Source organism: Aeromonas sp. 75A, from assembly GCF_051919425.1.
GTDB classification, from domain to species: domain Bacteria; phylum Pseudomonadota; class Gammaproteobacteria; order Enterobacterales; family Aeromonadaceae; genus Aeromonas; species Aeromonas veronii.
Map to the genome: position 1 here is coordinate 63,674 of NZ_JBQBES010000002.1, position 17,824 is coordinate 81,497.

Below are 17,824 nucleotides of genomic sequence, written 5' to 3' on the forward strand. Positions count from 1 at the left end.
TTAAATATTTAGCTACACTACCACCAAACCTCAATCACCTAAAAAATACGAAACACAACTCTGGAATGAAAAATGACAAGTGTTGGGAACCACTCTTAAATGCTTTTTATAATTATTTTTTTATAAAGCTAAATTTGGTTTTTCCAGCTGCACTGCCTAATTTCAGCATGCTATCGAAACTGCTATCTTCATTAATTTTAAGTTGCATCTCTTGCTGTCTTATCTCTAAGTATTTTCCGAGGTATTCTATAGAAAATCGAATAATTTTAGTCAAAAACTTTTGAAACCTCGTGTTATCAGGCGGGTAACTCAAACTTGTTTCAGACTCAAATATCTTATGCTTTTCCTCACCATCAACGTATGTGTTAATCGCAGTTTCCAAAATAAGTAGGTTTACTAAATATGCAGAGATAGGGTCATCCATGTTAGTAATAAGCATCCGAATCTCGGGGTTCCACTCAAGAGCCTTGTTAACTAATTCTTGCTTTAAGTGACCTACAAATTTGTTTCTTAAGTACTTCGCAAAGTCACACTCTTTGGAGAATGATTTATAGTACCCACTCAACTCCGGGTGTTTTTTATACACTTGACGAACTGTAACTTCAAAATCGACAAAATTCGCTACTGATATCAGACTTTGTTTCAACAAAATCATAGTAGACATATCACCTATGCCCTTTTCCGTAAACTGAGCATCAATAGTTACTAAATCTGCTTTTAGTACATTTGCTTGTAAAAATTGGTCCACTGAATTATCTCTATAGTTATAACAGTGATTAGATGAAAGTCGGTATAAAAACCATCCATACAACTCCGCCTCATCATCATGATCGCCATAATAAATCATGTTAATTCATAACATTACCAACCAGTTTAGTGCTTTTGATCAATGCGATATCTCTGGTCTGATTCATTGGTGACCACAAGGAGGCCATATCCAGACGGATATACTAACGAGCAAGTCAGAGAAGAAAAAGAGTGAGATGGCAGTTTCCTGAGCAAGATCAAGAAATTAAATAAGAAGTATCAATGCTGGACATATATCTGCGGTGCCAGATCATAGATAAAGAAAAGACGCCCTAAGGCGTCTTTCTTATTTTCAGGACTTGGAGCAAAAAGCTTGGAGGTTATTCCCCCTCCCCGCCATGCCCCACCACCCAATCAGATTGGGGTAATGGAGGTGATATGGGCATCCCCGTCCAGTGATTTGAATATCTGCACCACGGCTTCGCCATGGATCGGTTTGGCAAGCGGCACAGTGCTCTTGCACTTGAAGCGGTAGTTGGTGCCAGCCACCACTTGAGTGGAGACTTCAAAGGGTACGTATTGCACCCCGACAAATCCTTTCAGCGCCTGATCAAATACCGCCTGATCCTCGGCAGTCAGCTTGTGATATGCGGTCCATCCACCCACCAACACTGCTTGTTCTGACATATCAAACTCTCCGTGCTCTATGGTCCCGACTCGTTTGGCCGTTCGGGCTGCGCCCCGTTGATTCAAGTGGTTTCCGGTCTCCACCGGGGTGTCATCACTGCCGGTTGGCGCGATAACGATAGGCAAATTTACGCAGCTATCTGCAACTGGATCTGCCCCCCCCCAGCCACAAGCCGCTGTTGACAGCGGGCTCAATTGGCATGAGAGAGCCTAGTGCGGGATGGCAAAAATGCCCCTGTCACATATGACAGGGGCAAGGTGGCGAAAAAGCTGCTCGAAAAAAGAAGATATGTGGCGCAAACGATTGAAAAAAGAAAAGACGCCTCAAGGGCGTCTTTTTGCATTTTTATGCTCGATGGGCAGAAGGGCGCGAGCCGCTTATTCCCATTCGATAGTTGCGGGCGGCTTGCCGGAGACGTCGTACACCACGCGGGAGATACCGTTGATCTCGTTGATGATGCGGTTCGATACGTGACCGAGGAAGTCGTACGGCAGATGTGCCCAGTGGGCGGTCATAAAGTCGATGGTTTCGACGGCGCGCAGGGCAATGACCCAGTCATATTTGCGACCATCGCCCATCACGCCAACGGAGCGCACCGGCAGGAACACGGCGAACGCCTGGCTGACCTGGTTGTAGAGGTCGGCTTTGCGCAGCTCTTCGATAAAGACCGCATCGGCGCGGCGCAGAATATCGCAGTACTCTTTCTTCACTTCGCCAAGGACGCGCACGCCCAGACCCGGACCCGGGAACGGGTGACGGTAGAGCATGTCGTAAGGCAGACCCAGCTCGAGGCCAACGCGGCGCACTTCGTCTTTGAACAGCTCGCGCAGCGGCTCGACCAGACCCATCTTCATCTCTTCCGGCAGGCCGCCGACGTTGTGGTGAGACTTGATGACGTGGGCTTTGCCGGTCTTGCTGGCAGCGGATTCGATAACGTCCGGATAGATGGTGCCTTGCGCCAGCCACTTGGCGTTTTTCAGCTTTTTCGCTTCATCATCAAACACTTCGACGAAGACGCGGCCGATGATCTTGCGCTTGGCTTCCGGCTCGTCAACACCGGCCAGGGCAGAGAGGAAGCGATCTTCGGCTTCAACCTTGATGATGTTCAGACCAAAGTGGTCACCAAACATCTCCATCACCTGCTCGCCTTCGTTCAGACGCAGCAGACCGTTGTCGACGAAGACGCAGGTCAGGCGATCGCCGATGGCGCGGTGCACCAGCATGGCAACCACGGAGGAGTCGACACCGCCGGAAAGGCCGAGGATCACTTCATCGTCGCCCACCTGCTCGCGGATGCGGGCAACGGCGTCGTCGATGATGGTGGCTGGGGTCCAGAGGCATTCGCAGCCGCAGATGTCTTTGACGAAGTGTTCCAGCATGCGGGCACCCTGACGGGTGTGGGTCACTTCCGGGTGGAACTGCACGCCGTAGAAGCGCTTGGCCTCACACGCCATGGCCGCGTGGGGGCAGGTCGGGGTTTGGGCGATGGTGGTGAAGTCGGCCGGAATGGTGGTGACCTTGTCACCGTGGCTCATCCAGACATCCAGCAGGGCATTGCCGTTGTCGGCGATGGCATCTTCGATATTGCGCAACAGGGCGCTGCTCTTGCCAGCTTCGCCCAGCACTTCCACCTTGGCGTAACCGAACTCACGCTCGGTAGAGGATTGCACCTTGCCACCCAGCTGCTCGGCCATGGTCTGCATGCCGTAACAGATACCGAACACAGGGACACCGGCGTTGAATACATACTCGGGGGCGCGCGGGCTGCCCGCTTCGGTGACGGACTCGGGGCCGCCGGAGAGGATGATGCCGCTCGGATTGAATTCGCGGATCTGCTCTTCGGTTACGTCCCAGGCCCACAGTTCGCAGTAAACGCCGATTTCGCGCACACGGCGGGCGATCAGCTGGGTGTACTGGGAACCGAAGTCGAGGATAAGGATACGGTGCTGGTGAATGTCTTTAGTCATTTTATTCCTGCATCAGGCTGATGTTGTCACAAAGGGCACGGGATAAAAAAAGGGTGGAAAAACGGGGCGCAGGGCCCCGTCTTATCAGCCCATCCGATAGTTGGGGGCTTCTTTGGTAATGGTCACATCGTGGACGTGGGACTCTTTCATCCCGGCGCCGGAGATGCGCACAAATTCAGCTTTAGTGCGCATGTCGTCGATGGTGGCGCTGCCGGTCAGGCCCATGGAGGAGCGCAGGCCGCCCATCTGCTGATGGATGATCTCTTTGAGGCGGCCCTTGTACGGCACGCGACCTTCGATGCCTTCCGGCACCAGCTTGTCGGCGGCGTTGTCGGTCTGGAAGTAGCGGTCGCTGGAGCCTTTGGACATGGCGCCCAGAGAACCCATACCACGGTAGGATTTGAAGGAACGACCCTGATAGAGCTCGATCTCGCCCGGCGCTTCTTCAGTACCGGCGAACATGGAACCTACCATGACGCAGCTGGCGCCCGCGGCAATGGCCTTGGCGATGTCGCCGGAGAAGCGGATACCACCATCGGCAATCACCGGAATACCGGTGCCTTCCAGCGCGTCAACGGCGTCGGAGATGGCGGTGATCTGGGGCACGCCCACGCCGGTCACGATACGGGTAGTACAGATGGAGCCCGGGCCGATACCGACCTTGACCGCATTGACACCGGCAGCAGCCAGCGCCTTGGCGCCAGCGGCGGTCGCCACGTTGCCACCGATGATCTGCAGATCCGGATAGGCGTCGCGAGTGGCCTTGATGCGGTCCAACACGCCCTGAGAGTGGCCGTGGGAGGAGTCGATCAGCAGCACGTCAACACCGGCTTCCACCAGCGCAGCGACGCGCTCTTCGTTGCCGGCACCGGCACCAACGGCAGCACCGACCCGCAGACGACCCTTGTCATCTTTACAGGCGTGGGGCTTGCGCTCGGCTTTCTGGAAATCTTTAACGGTGATCATGCCCTTGAGTTTGAAGTCGCCGTTCACCACCAGCACTTTTTCGATACGGTGCTTTTGCATCAGGGCAACCACCTCTTCGCGAGGGGCCCCTTCACGCACGGTGACCAGACGATCTTTCTGGGTCATGATCTGTTCAACGGTCTGGGAGAGGTCAATCACGAAGCGCACGTCACGGCCGGTGATGATACCGACCAGCTGATTGCCGTCAGTCACCACGGGGTAACCGGCGAAGCCGTTCTTGTGGCTCAGCTCCTTGATTTGGGCGATGGTCATGTCAGGGCGCACGGTGACGGGGTCAGTGACCACACCGCTCTCGTACTTCTTGACCTTGCGCACTTCGGCAGCCTGCTGCTCGATGGACATGTTCTTGTGGATAAAGCCGATACCGCCTTCCTGGGCCAGTGCGATAGCCAGACGGGCTTCGGTCACTGTGTCCATGGCAGCGGAGATCATCGGGATGTTCAAGCTGATGGCGGAGGTCAGCTTGGTACGCAGATCGGCAGTATTGGGAAGAACTTCGGAGTGGGCGGGAACCAACAGTACATCGTCGAAGGTTAACGCTTCTTTGGCAATCCTGAGCATGGCAATATCTCACCGTTGAGGAAGTGGGGGTGTAAAATATTGCCGACGAAGTTTACTCACGCATTGGTCACTGGTAAAGAAGTTTTTTGAATTTTTTATGGCATAGCCCTCTTTTAGGCGGCCAAAACGCCAAAAAACCAAGATTATCAGTACGAAAAGCGCCATTTCGGGGCAAAAGAGTTGGCTAACCGGTGATTTATGCAAAACCGGTAGGTGCCGACGCAGCCAAACCCCCATGCAACGGGATGATCGACAGGGGCTCAGGGAGCAAGCGGCCTCTGACCACCCTCCCCAGTCTTGTGTCCTTATATTGTCTCTTGCCCTCGCGGCGACCACTCGCACCGGTATCATTCTCCTCTCAATGTCCCTTACTCGGTCTGGATAATAAATTTCACCCGTTGCCAATATATATTTCCCAGCACAACAAGGGGTGTCTCTGTTTATTATTTTCGCCCCACCATCCGCAACAAGGTATTATCTTTATCCAGCAGATGATGTTTCAACGCCCCGACAATATGCACCAGCAAAAATGCCAGCATGACATATGGCAAATAAATATGGATTGTGTGAGCAATATCCCGAACGAATTCACTGAGTGGAATTACATTGGCCGGATCATGGATATCTGGATTCATCGGGATAATAGACCAGCCAAATATCGCGACTCCTCGGCCAGCCGCTGCGGAATAACAGAGACCGGACACCGGAATAAGCAGCGTTGAAATCAGCAAACCCCAGTGGATCGCCTTGGCTGCCAATGCCTCGTAAATAGGATATTGACGCACAGGCTCAGGCCACCCTTTAACAAGGCGGAGAATGGCGCGGGGCAGGATCAAGATCAGTGCAATCACCCCCAGAGATTTATGCAGGGCATAGAGATCCCATATTTCAAATTTAACCATCAGATAGCCCACAAGGGTCAGGCCAATCATCAGCAAGGCAACCGACCAGTGCAGCAAACGGGTCGTCAAACTTAAGTGGGTGGAGGGATTCATAAGCTACTCCAAACAGGGGGCGAGTGAACGCTGGTCAAGATGGTGGTGCCGTGAATATCAGCAGCACCTAAGAGATCAACGGCATCGAGGCAAGCCGCAACTTGGTCAGATGCAGGCAAGTGCGAGGGCTTTGTCGGGAGCCATACTGCCTGCCCGAATAAACGGCAGCGTTTCCAATCTTGCTTTTCTGCTGCTGGCGCCTCCTGCTTAGCGCCCTCCCCCTGTTTCGGGTTAAGATAGCGGCCATCGTTTTATCCCGGCCACGCCGGGGCAGACCACAGGTACGCCATTGAACCGATTTACCCCATCCAGTGCGGCGAACGGCCGCGAGCAGCAGGTCTTTACCGTCACCCGCCTCAACAGCGCCGTGCGCATGATCCTGGAGCAGGATCTGGGGCTGGTGTGGCTGACCGGCGAACTCTCCAATCTGGCGATGCCAAGTTCCGGCCACTGGTATTTCTCCCTCAAGGACATGTCGGCGCAGGTGCGCTGCGCCATGTTCAAGGGCAACAACCGGCGGGTGGCCTTCCGCCCGCAGGATGGCATGCAGGTGCTGGTGCAGGCGCGGGTCTCCCTCTATGAGCCGCGCGGTGACTACCAGCTGATCATCGAGTCGATGCAGCCGGCGGGCGATGGCGTGCTGGCGCTGCGTTTTGAAGAGCTCAAGCGCCGTCTCGGCGCCGAGGGGCTGTTTGACGAAGGCCGCAAGCGGCCGCTGCCCCGTGAACCGCGGGCGGTGGGCCTTATCACCTCCGCCACAGGTGCCGCCCTGCACGATATGCTGACGGTGCTTAAACGGCGCGCGCCGGATCTGCCGGTCTTTATCTACCCGACTCAGGTGCAGGGGAGCGCCGCCATCAGCCAGATCGTCGCAGCAATCGCCAAAGCAAACCAGCGCGCCGATGTGGATGTGCTGATCGTCGGGCGTGGCGGCGGGTCGCTTGAAGATCTCTGGTGCTTCAACGAAGAGGCGGTGGCGCGTGCCATTGCCCACTCCGCCATCCCTGTTGTGAGCGCAGTGGGCCACGAGGTGGATGTCACCATCAGCGACTTTGCCGCCGACTTGCGCGCCCCTACCCCGTCGGCTGCCGCCGAGCTGGTGGCGCCGGATCAGAGCGCCCGTACCCAGCGTCTGGTTCACCTCAAGCAGCGACTGCTGCAGGCGATGAGCCGCCAGCAGACCGCCGCCCGCCACGATTTCATCCTGCTGCAAAAGCGGCTCGACCATCAGGATCCGAAGCGGAGGCTGGAGCAGCAGTCCCAGCGCCTCGACGAGCTCTCCACCCGTTTGCAGCAGCTATTGCGCCAGCGGCTGCATCAGGGAGAGCGACGCCTCACCAACCTTGAGCTGCGCCTGCAGGGCAAGAGCCCGGAGCGCCTCTTGGCAGCTGGCAAGCGCCGTCATCAGCTGGCCGAGGAGCGGCTTCATGCCCTGATTGCAAAACGGCAAGACCTTGCGAGCCACCGCCTCGCCATGCTCACCGCCCGCCTCGATGGGGTGAGCCCGCTCGCTACCCTAGGTCGCGGTTACTCCATCACCCGCACTGCGTGTGGCGAAGTCATCAGCCGCGCCGATCAGGTCAACAGTGGCGATCAGCTCGTCACCACCCTGGCGCAAGGGAGCCTGCAGGTACGGGTCGAGGGGATCGTCAAGGACTCTGCGCAGTAGATCGGCTGAGTCAAACCACCAGCCAATCTGCTATTCAACCCGGCGATCAGCCAAAAACAAAGGCCACCACCGCAAACACGGTGGTGGCCTTTTTGGTCTCGGATGCTTGCGACCTCACCCCTTGGCGCGACGGGCGACCAGGGTGAACTTGTAATCATCACTCTTGAAGAAGTTGCGACTGAACTCGAACACGGTGCCATCTTGCAAGAAGCCACGGGAAACCTTCTCGATAATGGGCTTGGCAGGATCGATACCGAGCGCCTCCACTACCTGCGCCGAGGGGAGCACCGGAATGATCTCCTGCTCGCTGCGGTCGATCACCAGCTGCTTCACCTCTTCGATGTAGTGGTACTTGGAGCCCTGCATCACCGCATAGCTGAGATCGGGGAAGAGGGCGAGCGGCATCCAGGTCTCCTCCAGTGTTACCGCGATCTGGCGAATAAAGCGCACCCGCTTGACGTAGTAGACCAGCGCCCCTTCCAGCAGATTGAGCCGCTCGGCCAGCTCGCTGCTCGCCTTGATCACCTCGAAGGCGAGAATGTCGCTGTGGGTCTCGGCCGCCGGATCGGTCACCTTCTCATAGAGGCTGGTGAGCTGATAGATGTCGTAGTTCACCTTCTCCTGCCGCACATAGCTGCCGCTGCCCTGAATGCTCTCGATGACATTGAGTTCGGTCAGCTGCTTGAGGGCCTGACGCACCGTCACCCGGCTCACCCCGAACTGCTCGCGCAACTCGGCTTCGGTGGGCAGGGCATCGCCGGGGGCCAGCTCCCCTTGCGCAATCCACTGCTGGATGGTGTCGGCTATCTGGCGATACATGGGTTTTTTCGACACGAAAGGCCACCTCGTCGGCTCTGCGCCATGATAAATGGAAGAGGCGTCATTCTACCCCAGTTACCGGACAGACAAAACGGCTCAGCCTCATTTGACCTAACAAATCACCCCGACAAAACAATACAAAAACAATACAAATAACGAATTGTATGATACCACTCACAAAAATCAGTCGGCCGGTTTGTTAGCATCGCTGTCACTTTCACCATGACGGCTTGCTGGCAAGCCAACCTGACAGAGGATCATCATGAATCTGACCAGTCTTACCGGCCCCCATCTCATCACGTTGCAAACCCGGTTTGCCGATCGGGATGCGGCCATTCATGCTCTGGCTGATCGGCTCGATCAGGCCGGCAAGCTGCACGACAAGGCCGCCTTTTTGGCTGCGGTCATGGCCCGCGAGGCACAGGGCCCCACCGCCCTTGGCGAAGGGCTTGCGGTACCTCACGGCAAGTGCGATGCGGTGCGCGAAGCGGCCTTTGCCGTCGCTACCCTGAGCGAGGAGCTGGGCTGGGAGGGGATCGATGGCCCCGAGCCGGTCAACCTGATCTTCATGCTGGCGATCCCGACCGATCAGGCGGGCTCCACCCATATGCAACTGCTCACCACCCTCACCACGGCCCTGGTGGATGACGATACCCGCGAGGCGGTGCTGGCGGCCCAAAGTGCCGAGCAACTGATGGCGCTGCTCGATGGTGAAGGGGATAGTGGCAAGAAACCAGAAAAAGAAGACAAATCAGATACAAATCAATCCACAGTGGTCTGTGTCACTGCCTGCCCGGCGGGGATCGCCCACACCTATATGGCTGCCGAGTATCTGGAAAAGGCGGGGCGCAAGCTGGGCATTCGGGTACTGGTCGAGAAGCAGGGTGCCAACGGCATCGAGGATCGCCTGCCGCAAGAGGCGCTCGATGCTGCGGTGGCCTGCATCTTCGCCGCCGAGGTGGCCATCAAGGAGCAGGAGCGTTTCGCCGGAATCCCCCGTATCGAGACGCCGGTGGCCGAGCCCATCCGCCATGCCGAGCGGATCCTCAATGATGCGCTGGAAGCGGCCAAGGCCGGGCGCACCGCCCCGACGCCCAACCCCAGCCAGAGCGACGCGCAGACCGGCAAGAAGGTGAGCCTCAAGACCGAGCTCAAGCAGGCGCTGCTGAGCGGCATCTCCTTTGCCGTGCCGCTGATCGTGGCGGGCGGTACCGTGCTCGCCGTCTCTGTGCTGCTGGCCCAGATCTTCGGCCTGCAACATCTGTTTGATACCGAGAACTCCTGGCTCTGGATGTACCGCAAGCTGGGCGGTGGCATGCTGGGCACCCTGATGGTGCCGGTGCTGGCGGCCTATACCGCCTATTCGCTGGCAGACAAACCGGCGCTGGGCCCGGGCTTTGCGGCGGGACTGGCCGCCAACATGATTGGCTCCGGTTTTCTCGGCGGCGTGGTCGGTGGTCTTATCGCCGGTTACCTGATGCGCTGGGTCAAGCAACATGTGCGCCTTAGCCCCAACTTCAACGGCTTTCTCACCTTTTATCTCTATCCGGTGATCGGCACCCTGGTGGCGGGCAGCCTGATGCTGTTTGTCATCGGCCAGCCGGTAGCCTGGCTCAACAACAGCCTCACCGAGTGGCTCAACGGCCTCTCCGGCACCAATGCGCTGGTGCTGGGTGCCCTGCTCGGCTTTATGTGTTCGTTTGACTTGGGTGGCCCGGTCAACAAGGCGGCCTACGCCTTCTGCCTCGGCGCCATGGCCAACGGGGTCTACGGCCCCTACGCCATCTTCGGCGCGGTCAAGATGGTCTCGGCCTTTACCGTCACCTTCTCCACCCTGCTGGCGCCGCGCCTGTTCCAGACCTTCGAGATCGAGACCGGCAAGTCCACCTGGCTGCTGGGGCTGGCAGGGATCACCGAGGGCGCCATTCCGATGGCCATCGAAGATCCGATCCGGGTGATCGGCTCCTTCCTCGCAGGCTCGGTGGTCACCGGCGCCATGGTGGGTGCCATGGGGATTGGTCTCTCCACCCCGGGGGCCGGCATCTTCTCTCTGTTCCTGCTCCACGATGGCGGCCACGGCGCCATGATGGCGGCCGCCGTCTGGCTCGGTGCGGCGCTGGTGGGCACCCTTATCTCCACTGTGGTGCTGATCGGCTGGCGCCGTCACGCCATGCAGCGCGGCACCTATCAGGTGGTCGCCGCAGAGTAAGGCGCATCTTCACCACCACTTTTTCAACAGACTATTTTTCCGCACGGCAGGCAAGGGCCGCCGTGCGTCAGCAAAGGATCATTGTCATGACAGTTTCACGAGTTCACATCACGCCGCACATGCACTGGGATCGGGAGTGGTACTTCACCACCGAAGAGTCCCGCATCCTGCTGGTCAACAATATGGCGGAGATCCTGGCGCGGCTTGAATCCGACCCCGACTACAAGTTCTATGTGCTGGACGGCCAGACCGCGGTGCTGGAGGATTACTTCGCCATCCAGCCCGAGAACAAGGCCCGGGTGAAGGCACTGGTGGAAGCGGGCAAGCTCATCATCGGCCCCTGGTACACCCAGACCGACACCATGCAGGTGAGCGGCGAGTCCATCCTGCGCAACCTGCTCTACGGGATGCGCGATTGCCTCAGCCTTGGCGAGCCGATGAAGATCGGTTACCTGCCCGACTCGTTCGGCATGTCTTCCCAGTTGCCCCACATCTTCAACGGCTTCGGGATCGATCGGGCCATGTTCTGGCGCGGCTGCTCCGAGCGCCACGGCACCGACAAGACCGAGTTCCTCTGGCAAAGCAACGATGGCAGCGAGGTGACCACCCAGGTGCTGCCGCTCGGCTACGCCATCGGCAAGTACCTGCCGGAAGATGAAGCAGGCCTGCGCAAGCGGCTCGAATCCTACTTCGAGGTGCTGGAGAAGGCCTCGGTGACCAAGGATATCCTGCTGCCCAACGGCCACGACCAGATGCCACTGCAACAGAACATCTTCGCCATCATCGACAAGCTGCGGGAAATCTACCCCCAGCGTGAATTCCACATGAGCCGCTTCGAGCAGGTCTTCGAGCGTATCGAGGCATGCCGCGACCAGCTGGCCACCCTCAAGGGGGAGTTCAACGACGGCAAATACATGCGGGTACACCGTACCATCTCCTCCACCCGGATGGATATCAAGCTGGCTCACGCCGCCATCGAGAACAAGATCGTCAACATCCTCGAGCCGCTGGCGAGCATCGCTTGGGCGCTCGGCTTCGAGTACCACCACGGGCTGCTTGAGAAGATGTGGAAGGAGATCATGAAGAACCACGCCCATGACAGCATCGGCTGCTGCTGCAGCGACAAGGTGCATCAGGAGGTGATGACCCGCTTCATTCTGGCCGACGACATGGCCGAGAACCTGATCCGCTTCTACATGCGCAAGATTGTCGACAACATGCCGGTGGCGCTGTGCGAAGACGGCGTGCAGGTAGCCGACAAGCTCTGCCTGTTCAACCTGATGCCCTTCCCCCGTCAGGAGGTGATCAACACCAGCATCCGCATTCGCGCCCAATCCTTTGCCCTGCGCGATGAAGCGGGCCAGCCGGTCCCCTACTTCATCCGCGCCAGACGCGAGATTGACCCGGGACTGGTGGACAGACAGATCGTGCACTACGGCAACTACGACCCCTTTATGGAGTACGACATCCAGCTCTGCCATCCCCTACCGTCTATGGGCTATTGCACTCTCCATATCGAGGGCAACCAGCCGGGACTGGAGCAGCCGGTGACGGCCTGCGGCGAGCTGCTGGAGAACGATTTTTATCGCATCGCCCTCAACGACAACGGCACCATGCAGATCCTGGACAAACTGCGCGGCACTCGCTTTGATCAGGTGCTCACGCTGGAAGAGGGTTCAGATGATGGCGACGAGTATGACTACTCACCATCGCGGGACGAGTGGCTGCGCTACTCCACCGAGTTTGCGGTGACCCGCGAGGTTACCCATCAGGCATGGCAGAGCATCGCCACCCTCAAACTGCGTATGGCCTTGCCTGCCAACCTCGCCGAGCGGGCCAACCGCCAGTGCAGCGGCCACCTCGATGTCACCTGCCGCATCACGCTGGCGCACCAGAGCCCACGCATCGACATCGAGCTGGAGCTCGACAATCAGGCCGATGATCACCGGGTGCGGGTGCTGATCCCCACCCCCTTCCCGAGCGACACCGTGGTTTCCGATAACCAGTTTGGCTGCATCACTCGCCCCACACGCGACAGCGCCATGGCCGACTGGGAAGCGGAGGGGTGGAAAGAGGCTCCCATTCCGGTCTGGCAGCTGATGAACTTCGTCGCCCTGCAAGATGGCAAGCAGGGGCTGGCGGTGCTGAGTGACGGTCTGCGCGAGTTTGAAGTGATCGGTGAGCAGTGCGACACCCTGGCACTCACCCTGCTGCGCGGGGTCGGCGTACTCGGTAAAGAGGAGCTGCTGCTGCGCCCGGGTCGCCCCTCCGGCATCAAGCTGCCCACCCCGGACTCCCAGGTGCGCGGCAAGCTCAGCTGCCGTTTCAGCCTGCTGGCGTTTGCTGGCGATCACATCAGCGCCAACGTGATGCAGGCGGCGCGCAGCTACCTCACCCCGGTTCAGTGCTACAACAAGATCCCGTTCGATGCCATGAAGCTCAACAAGGCGAGCTTCACTACCCCGCTGCACTTCAGTCTGCTCACCATGGATCCCTCCGGTCCGGTGCTGAGCGCACTGAAAAAGGCTGAAGATGAAGAGGCGCTGGTGATCCGGGTCTACAACCCGAGCGAGCAGGCGGTACTGGAGGGTGGCAAAGTGAGCTGCGAACACGCCCTGAACGACTGGCTAGCGGTGCGGATGGACGAGCAGCCCCTGCCCCTTGAACTGGCCGCTGGCGAGTTTGGTGAGCTGGCGCCCTGCCACTCCCGCAGCGTGCGCTTTCGGGTGGCTCGCGGCTAACCGCCGGTAACACGTACTGGTAGCAACAGGCGGGGAAGAGTCATCCCCTCCCCGCCTGTTTATCCCTTCAAGCTGGCCTGCCCCGCTTGATAAAGGCATAAAAAATCCCCGCCGATTGGCGGGGATTTTTTTATTGGGTCCTGCTTCATCCCGCGAGCGGGAGCGCGCACTTAGCTGGCCTTGCGCAGGATCTGCTCAAGGTAGTCGGCGAAGCGGTGACCGTGATGCTCCAGCAGTTTCGGGAACATGGAGATGGAGGTCATGCCCGGGAAGGTGTTGATTTCATTCAGCAAGATCTCCCCCTCATCGGTCAGGAAGAAGTCGATGCGCGAGAGATGAGTCAGTTTCAGCTGACGGAACGCCTTGAGGGCATACTCGTGAATAGCGTCAGCCTGCGCCTCGGTCAGCCCCTCGGCACGTAGTGCAGTCTCGGTATGGCTGGCGCTGCTGTACTTCTCTTCATAGGTGTAGAACTTGTCCTGCGGCACGCAGATCTCGCCCGGATAAGTCGCCACCAGCTCGTCACCATACTGGTAAACCGCCACTTCCAGCTCGCGCGGCTTGACCGCTTTCTCGATCAGAACCTGTTCGGAGTAACCGAAGGCATCGGCAATGCCTTTCACCAGATCCGCTTCGTTGCTGGCGGAGTAGCAGCCAACGGAAGAGCCCTGGGAGGCAGCCTTGATAAAGACCTTGCCCCACTTGGCCAGCGCGGCCTTCGCTTCGGCCAGCGCAGCGTCATTTTGCTCGGTCAGGAACAGGTACGGGGTGTTGGGAATGCCGATGGCGGAGAGCCACAACTTGGTGCTGATCTTGTTGAAGCAGATCTTGCTCGCCTCGGCATCGCAACCGAGATAAGGCAATCCGGCCAGTTCGAGGAAGGATTGCAGATCGCCGGTCTCACCCGGGTAGCCGTGGATGCAGGGCACCACGTAATCCACCGGACGGGCCACGCTGTCAAACGAAAGCAGCTTGTCGAGCCCCAGCTTGCACTCGCGGCCATCGGCACTGAGCCAGCGATCGGCGAACATCTCGACGCGGGTCACTTCGACACCGGGCAGAAGGCCCAGTTGTTGCTCGAGGAAATTGGCGCTGCGCAGAGAAACCTCGTGCTCGGAGCCACCGCCGCCGCACAGCAGCAAGACATGCATGTTCTTCATTAGATGTGATCCCTTGGGAAAAGCGGCCTCGTCATGACCATTTGATAAGCCAACCACCATAAAAACCGGACGAAGCCAGATACGAACATAAGTGCGCGCCAGTGTAGCAAGGGAGATCAACCCTTGTCAGCTGATGGGAGACCCATGACCCCACTTCTTGCAGTGAAAAGTCTCCCCTGTGTCAAAATCGGGACACATTGCCCCTCAGCGCGGGGGATCGACCCTTCCCATGCCGTTGCCATTGACCCGAAACCAGCCGGCAATGCTGTAACGCTCGCGATTGGCAGGCAGCACCTCGTGGGGAAACTCCTCGGAGAGAAACATGACCAGCCGCCCCCCCTTGGGGCTGACATCCATCAGAAACTGCTCCTTGTCGTCATACATGCGCAGCACTCCACCCGCTTCGGGTTGCCAGTCGTTATTGAGGTAGAAGACCGACGTCAGGCGACGGTTGGAGCGACCGGCAAAGGCATCCCGATGGGTGGCGTAAAAATCCCCGCTGCGATAGCGGGCGAAGTGGGCCTCGTAGTCGAACAATCCCAGCATCAGCATCCGGTTGGCGGCAAGACGCAGGGACTCCATCCGGGCGAGGTAGTCAGCCACCGGCGCACCGAGGGAGGGCTCCAGCCAGTGGATCTGGTCACGGCGAATGTCGGGATTGCCCTGATGCAGGGCGTCACGGCCGATCCCGGCCGGTTGCCATTCGCCTGGCAAACAGGCTTTGAGGGCATCCACCTCGGCGGCAGTCAAAAAATCATCCACTATCACCCATCCCCGGGTGTAAATGGCATCCATGGCAGCTTGATAGTCCAAGATTGGCTCACAATGAGTGGAAAGAGGGCGCTTTGTAGCGACTTACCGGCAAAGTCACAAACCGGTTTGCTTCTCTTGAGAAGTCCCAACATCAATACGCGAGTTGCTGCCCGCCTCCCCGCATTTTTGTCGCCAGTTGTGATCCCGCGCTGCCAAGGAGCGTATTGGCTGTCGAAACTGTGATGGCCCTTGCAATCGGGACGAGGAGGCGCCGCAGCCTCCTTGCGGTGCCAAGAGCCAGCCGATACCGTAGCCGCATCGCCATGTTGCTGTTCATCCGGCGCTTGTCTCTGTCACCGACCGAACCACTCACGGCACAACCCGCGCATCACCCACGAAAGGATCTTCTCATGCCTCTGCCCGATCTCACTTTGCAACGACTGGATGGTACCCCCTACCCGCTAACTCAACTGGCGGGCAAGGTAGTGCTGGTGGTCAACGTGGCCAGTCGCTGCGGCTTTACTCCCCAATATGCAGGGCTGGAAACACTCTATCGGGAGCTAGGCCCCAAGGGGCTGGTGATTTTGGGCTTCCCCTGCAACCAGTTCGGTCAGCAGGAGCCGGGGGATGCGGACGAGATCGCCCGCTTCTGCTCCCTCGACTATCCGGTCACCTTCCCCATCATGGCCAAGTGCGATGTCAACGGTGAGCATGCCCACCCCTTCTACCAGTGGCTCAAGCAACAGAAACCGGGATTTCTTGGGCTGGAAAACGTCAAATGGAACTTCACCAAGTTCCTGATCGACCGCGATGGCAACGTGGTGGAGCGTTTCGCCCCCCAGGCCAAACCGGAGAGTCTGGCCGAGCAGATCCGCGAGATGCTCTGATGCTCCCGCACCGTTTTACGCCACTGCGTTGAACGATTGTATGGCGGCCGGTGCGACACCTACTGCGCAGCGGCCGCTCTTTTGCTATATTACGGCCCCACTATCTTTTCCATATCGTGGCTGGCCCCAACACGCTGGCTGCCCGTTGAGCCAAAGGCTCATCTCAGGAGTGTCTCTCGAACATGTCATTCAACGAACTGGGTCTGTCTCCGCATATTCTGCGGGCCGTCAAGGAGCTGGGTTACGAACAGCCAACCCCCATCCAGCAGCAAGCGATTCCGGCCATTCTGGCCGGTCAGGATGTGCTCGGCGGCGCTCAGACAGGCACAGGCAAAACGGCCGGTTTCACCCTGCCGATGTTGCAGCGTCTGCTGGCCAACCACGGTCGTGGCCGTCGTCAGGTACGCGCACTGGTACTGACCCCGACCCGCGAACTGGCGGCACAGGTTGGCGAGAGCATCATCAAGTATGCCCACCACCTGCCGTTCAAGACTCTGATCGCCTATGGCGGTGTCAGCATCAAGCCCAATCTGGACGCCATCAAGCTGGGGGTGGACATTCTGGTCGCCACCCCGGGCCGTCTGCTGGATCTGCTGACCCAGGGCGCCCTGACTCTGAGCCAGCTGGAAGTGCTGGTGCTGGATGAAGCGGATCGCATGCTCGACATGGGCTTTATCGTCGACATCCGCCGCATCATGAAGGCGCTGCCTGCAGAGCGGCAAACCCTGCTCTTCTCTGCCACCTTCTCAAACGACATCAAGGCGCTGGCGGACGATCTGCTGAACCACCCCACACTCATCGAGGTTGACCCCAGCAATACTGCCGCGGAGCAGGTGACCCAACGCATCATTCAGGTGGATCGGGAACGCCGCCGCGAGCTGCTATCCCACATGATTGGCCGTGGCAACTGGCAGCGGGTACTGGTGTTTGTCCGCACCAAGCAGATCGCCGACCGCCTCGCCCAGCAGATGCAAAAAGATGGCCTCAATACCGTGGCGATCCACGGTGACAAGAGCCAGGGAGCCCGCAACCGGGCGCTGGCCGATTTTCGCAGTGGCGAAGTGCGGGTGCTGGTAGCGACCGATATCGCCGCCCGCGGTCTGGACATCGATCAACTGCCCTACGTGATCAACTTCGAACTGCCCCAGATGGCGGAAGATTACATCCACCGTATCGGCCGTACCGGCCGCGCCGGTCGTGGCGGCGAGGCCATCTCGCTGGTCAGTCAGGATGAGCTGGGCCAGCTCAAGGCGATCGAAGCCCTGATCGGCCAATCCCTGTCCGTAGAGATCCTGGAAGGGTATGAGCCAAGCGGCAAGCCGAGTCGCCAGACTCTGCCGGGCAGCAAGCCGGTGCAGAACCCGCCTCGGGCTCGTGGTCATGCCAACGCCAAGAGCAGCAATGCCAAGGGCAAGCCAGCCGCTGGCAAAGGCAAGGGTGACGCCAGCAAAAAACCGGCCCAGTCTCCTCAAAACAAGTCCCGCAAGCGGGAAGTAGTGGGTGAGGATATCGGCTTTGCGCCAATGCGCCGCTTGCCCAAAGCAATGCGCGACAGCTATCAGGAGAGCAGCGACGAGTAAGCTCGTGCGACGCTAACTGCCAAGCCAAAAGAGGGATCCTGCAAGGCTCCCTCTTTCGTTA

At 58.6% G+C, this 17,824-nt stretch carries 13 protein-coding genes; 5 read left to right on the top strand and 8 right to left on the bottom strand.

Going from position 1 to position 17,824, the window contains the following annotated elements; all coding sequences use genetic code 11:
- Positions 1-112: 112 nt before the first annotated feature.
- From ACTG2T_RS00305 to ACTG2T_RS00325, 5 genes are all read right to left on the bottom strand, one after another.
- Positions 113-847: a hypothetical protein gene (locus ACTG2T_RS00305; protein WP_330124408.1), complete on the bottom strand. Its 735-nt coding sequence runs from the start codon at positions 845-847 to the stop codon at positions 113-115.
- 314 nt (positions 848-1,161) lie between these two features.
- Positions 1,162-1,434: a hypothetical protein gene (locus tag ACTG2T_RS00310; protein WP_005337011.1), complete on the bottom strand. Its 273-nt coding sequence runs from the start codon at positions 1,432-1,434 to the stop codon at positions 1,162-1,164.
- 378 nt (positions 1,435-1,812) lie between these two features.
- Entirely contained in the window at positions 1,813-3,402 is a 1,590-nt protein-coding gene (guaA, locus tag ACTG2T_RS00315; RefSeq protein ID WP_129504193.1) for a glutamine-hydrolyzing GMP synthase, read from the bottom strand.
- A gap of 84 nt (positions 3,403-3,486) precedes the next feature.
- A complete protein-coding gene (guaB, locus tag ACTG2T_RS00320; RefSeq protein WP_005345006.1) occupies positions 3,487-4,950 on the bottom strand; it encodes an IMP dehydrogenase in 1,464 nt (487 codons plus the stop codon).
- A 443-nt stretch (positions 4,951-5,393) separates the two neighbouring features.
- A complete protein-coding gene (locus ACTG2T_RS00325; RefSeq protein ID WP_330124409.1) occupies positions 5,394-5,945 on the bottom strand; it encodes a cytochrome b in 552 nt (183 codons plus the stop codon).
- A gap of 289 nt (positions 5,946-6,234) precedes the next feature.
- Here ACTG2T_RS00325 and xseA point away from each other — a divergent pair, with 289 nt between their 5' ends.
- Entirely contained in the window at positions 6,235-7,614 is a 1,380-nt protein-coding gene (gene xseA, locus ACTG2T_RS00330) for an exodeoxyribonuclease VII large subunit (RefSeq protein ID WP_330124410.1), read from the top strand.
- Positions 7,615-7,728: 114 nt separating this feature from the next.
- Here xseA and ACTG2T_RS00335 read toward each other — a convergent pair whose 3' ends face one another.
- The gene (locus tag ACTG2T_RS00335; RefSeq protein WP_005337027.1) at positions 7,729-8,448 is read right to left on the bottom strand and encodes a GntR family transcriptional regulator; all 720 of its coding nucleotides are present in this window, start codon (positions 8,446-8,448) and stop codon (positions 7,729-7,731) included.
- Between the two features lie 247 nt (positions 8,449-8,695).
- Between ACTG2T_RS00335 and mngA the strand changes: the two genes are divergently transcribed.
- The gene (gene mngA / locus ACTG2T_RS00340) at positions 8,696-10,642 is read left to right on the top strand and encodes a PTS 2-O-a-mannosyl-D-glycerate transporter subunit IIABC (RefSeq protein WP_330124411.1); all 1,947 of its coding nucleotides are present in this window, start codon (positions 8,696-8,698) and stop codon (positions 10,640-10,642) included.
- 86 nt (positions 10,643-10,728) lie between these two features.
- Positions 10,729-13,383 carry a mannosylglycerate hydrolase gene (gene mngB / locus ACTG2T_RS00345; RefSeq protein WP_330124412.1) on the top strand — a complete coding sequence of 885 codons (2,655 nt, stop codon included), beginning with the start codon at positions 10,729-10,731 and terminating at the stop codon, positions 13,381-13,383.
- A 170-nt stretch (positions 13,384-13,553) separates the two neighbouring features.
- Here the strand turns inward: mngB and ACTG2T_RS00350 are convergent, their stop codons facing one another.
- Both ACTG2T_RS00350 and ACTG2T_RS00355 read right to left on the bottom strand, forming a co-directional pair.
- Positions 13,554-14,543, bottom strand: a complete 990-nt coding sequence (locus ACTG2T_RS00350; RefSeq protein WP_330124413.1) for a D-alanine--D-alanine ligase — start codon at positions 14,541-14,543, stop codon at positions 13,554-13,556.
- A gap of 204 nt (positions 14,544-14,747) precedes the next feature.
- The gene (locus ACTG2T_RS00355; protein ID WP_330124414.1) at positions 14,748-15,356 is read right to left on the bottom strand and encodes a 2OG-Fe(II) oxygenase; all 609 of its coding nucleotides are present in this window, start codon (positions 15,354-15,356) and stop codon (positions 14,748-14,750) included.
- A 350-nt stretch (positions 15,357-15,706) separates the two neighbouring features.
- On the opposite strand from ACTG2T_RS00355, the gene ACTG2T_RS00360 reads away from it, so the two are divergent.
- A complete protein-coding gene (locus ACTG2T_RS00360) occupies positions 15,707-16,183 on the top strand; it encodes a glutathione peroxidase (protein WP_330124415.1) in 477 nt (158 codons plus the stop codon).
- Positions 16,184-16,365: 182 nt separating this feature from the next.
- Positions 16,366-17,763 (top strand): DEAD/DEAH box helicase, encoded by a 1,398-nt coding sequence (locus tag ACTG2T_RS00365; RefSeq protein ID WP_330124416.1) that lies wholly within the window; start codon positions 16,366-16,368, stop codon positions 17,761-17,763.
- The last annotated feature ends 61 nt before the right edge of the window (positions 17,764-17,824 follow it).

Coding starts and splice junctions, on each gene's coding strand:
- ACTG2T_RS00305 (WP_330124408.1), bottom strand. CDS start 847: ATGATTTATTATGGCGATCATGATGATGAGGCGGAGTTGTATGGATGG.
- ACTG2T_RS00310 (WP_005337011.1), bottom strand. CDS start 1,434: ATGTCAGAACAAGCAGTGTTGGTGGGTGGATGGACCGCATATCACAAG.
- guaA (WP_129504193.1), bottom strand. CDS start 3,402: ATGACTAAAGACATTCACCAGCACCGTATCCTTATCCTCGACTTCGGT.
- guaB (WP_005345006.1), bottom strand. CDS start 4,950: ATGCTCAGGATTGCCAAAGAAGCGTTAACCTTCGACGATGTACTGTTG.
- ACTG2T_RS00325 (WP_330124409.1), bottom strand. CDS start 5,945: ATGAATCCCTCCACCCACTTAAGTTTGACGACCCGTTTGCTGCACTGG.
- mngA (WP_330124411.1), top strand. CDS start 8,696: ATGAATCTGACCAGTCTTACCGGCCCCCATCTCATCACGTTGCAAACC.
- mngB (WP_330124412.1), top strand. CDS start 10,729: ATGACAGTTTCACGAGTTCACATCACGCCGCACATGCACTGGGATCGG.
- ACTG2T_RS00350 (WP_330124413.1), bottom strand. CDS start 14,543: ATGAAGAACATGCATGTCTTGCTGCTGTGCGGCGGCGGTGGCTCCGAG.
- ACTG2T_RS00360 (WP_330124415.1), top strand. CDS start 15,707: ATGCCTCTGCCCGATCTCACTTTGCAACGACTGGATGGTACCCCCTAC.
- ACTG2T_RS00365 (WP_330124416.1), top strand. CDS start 16,366: ATGTCATTCAACGAACTGGGTCTGTCTCCGCATATTCTGCGGGCCGTC.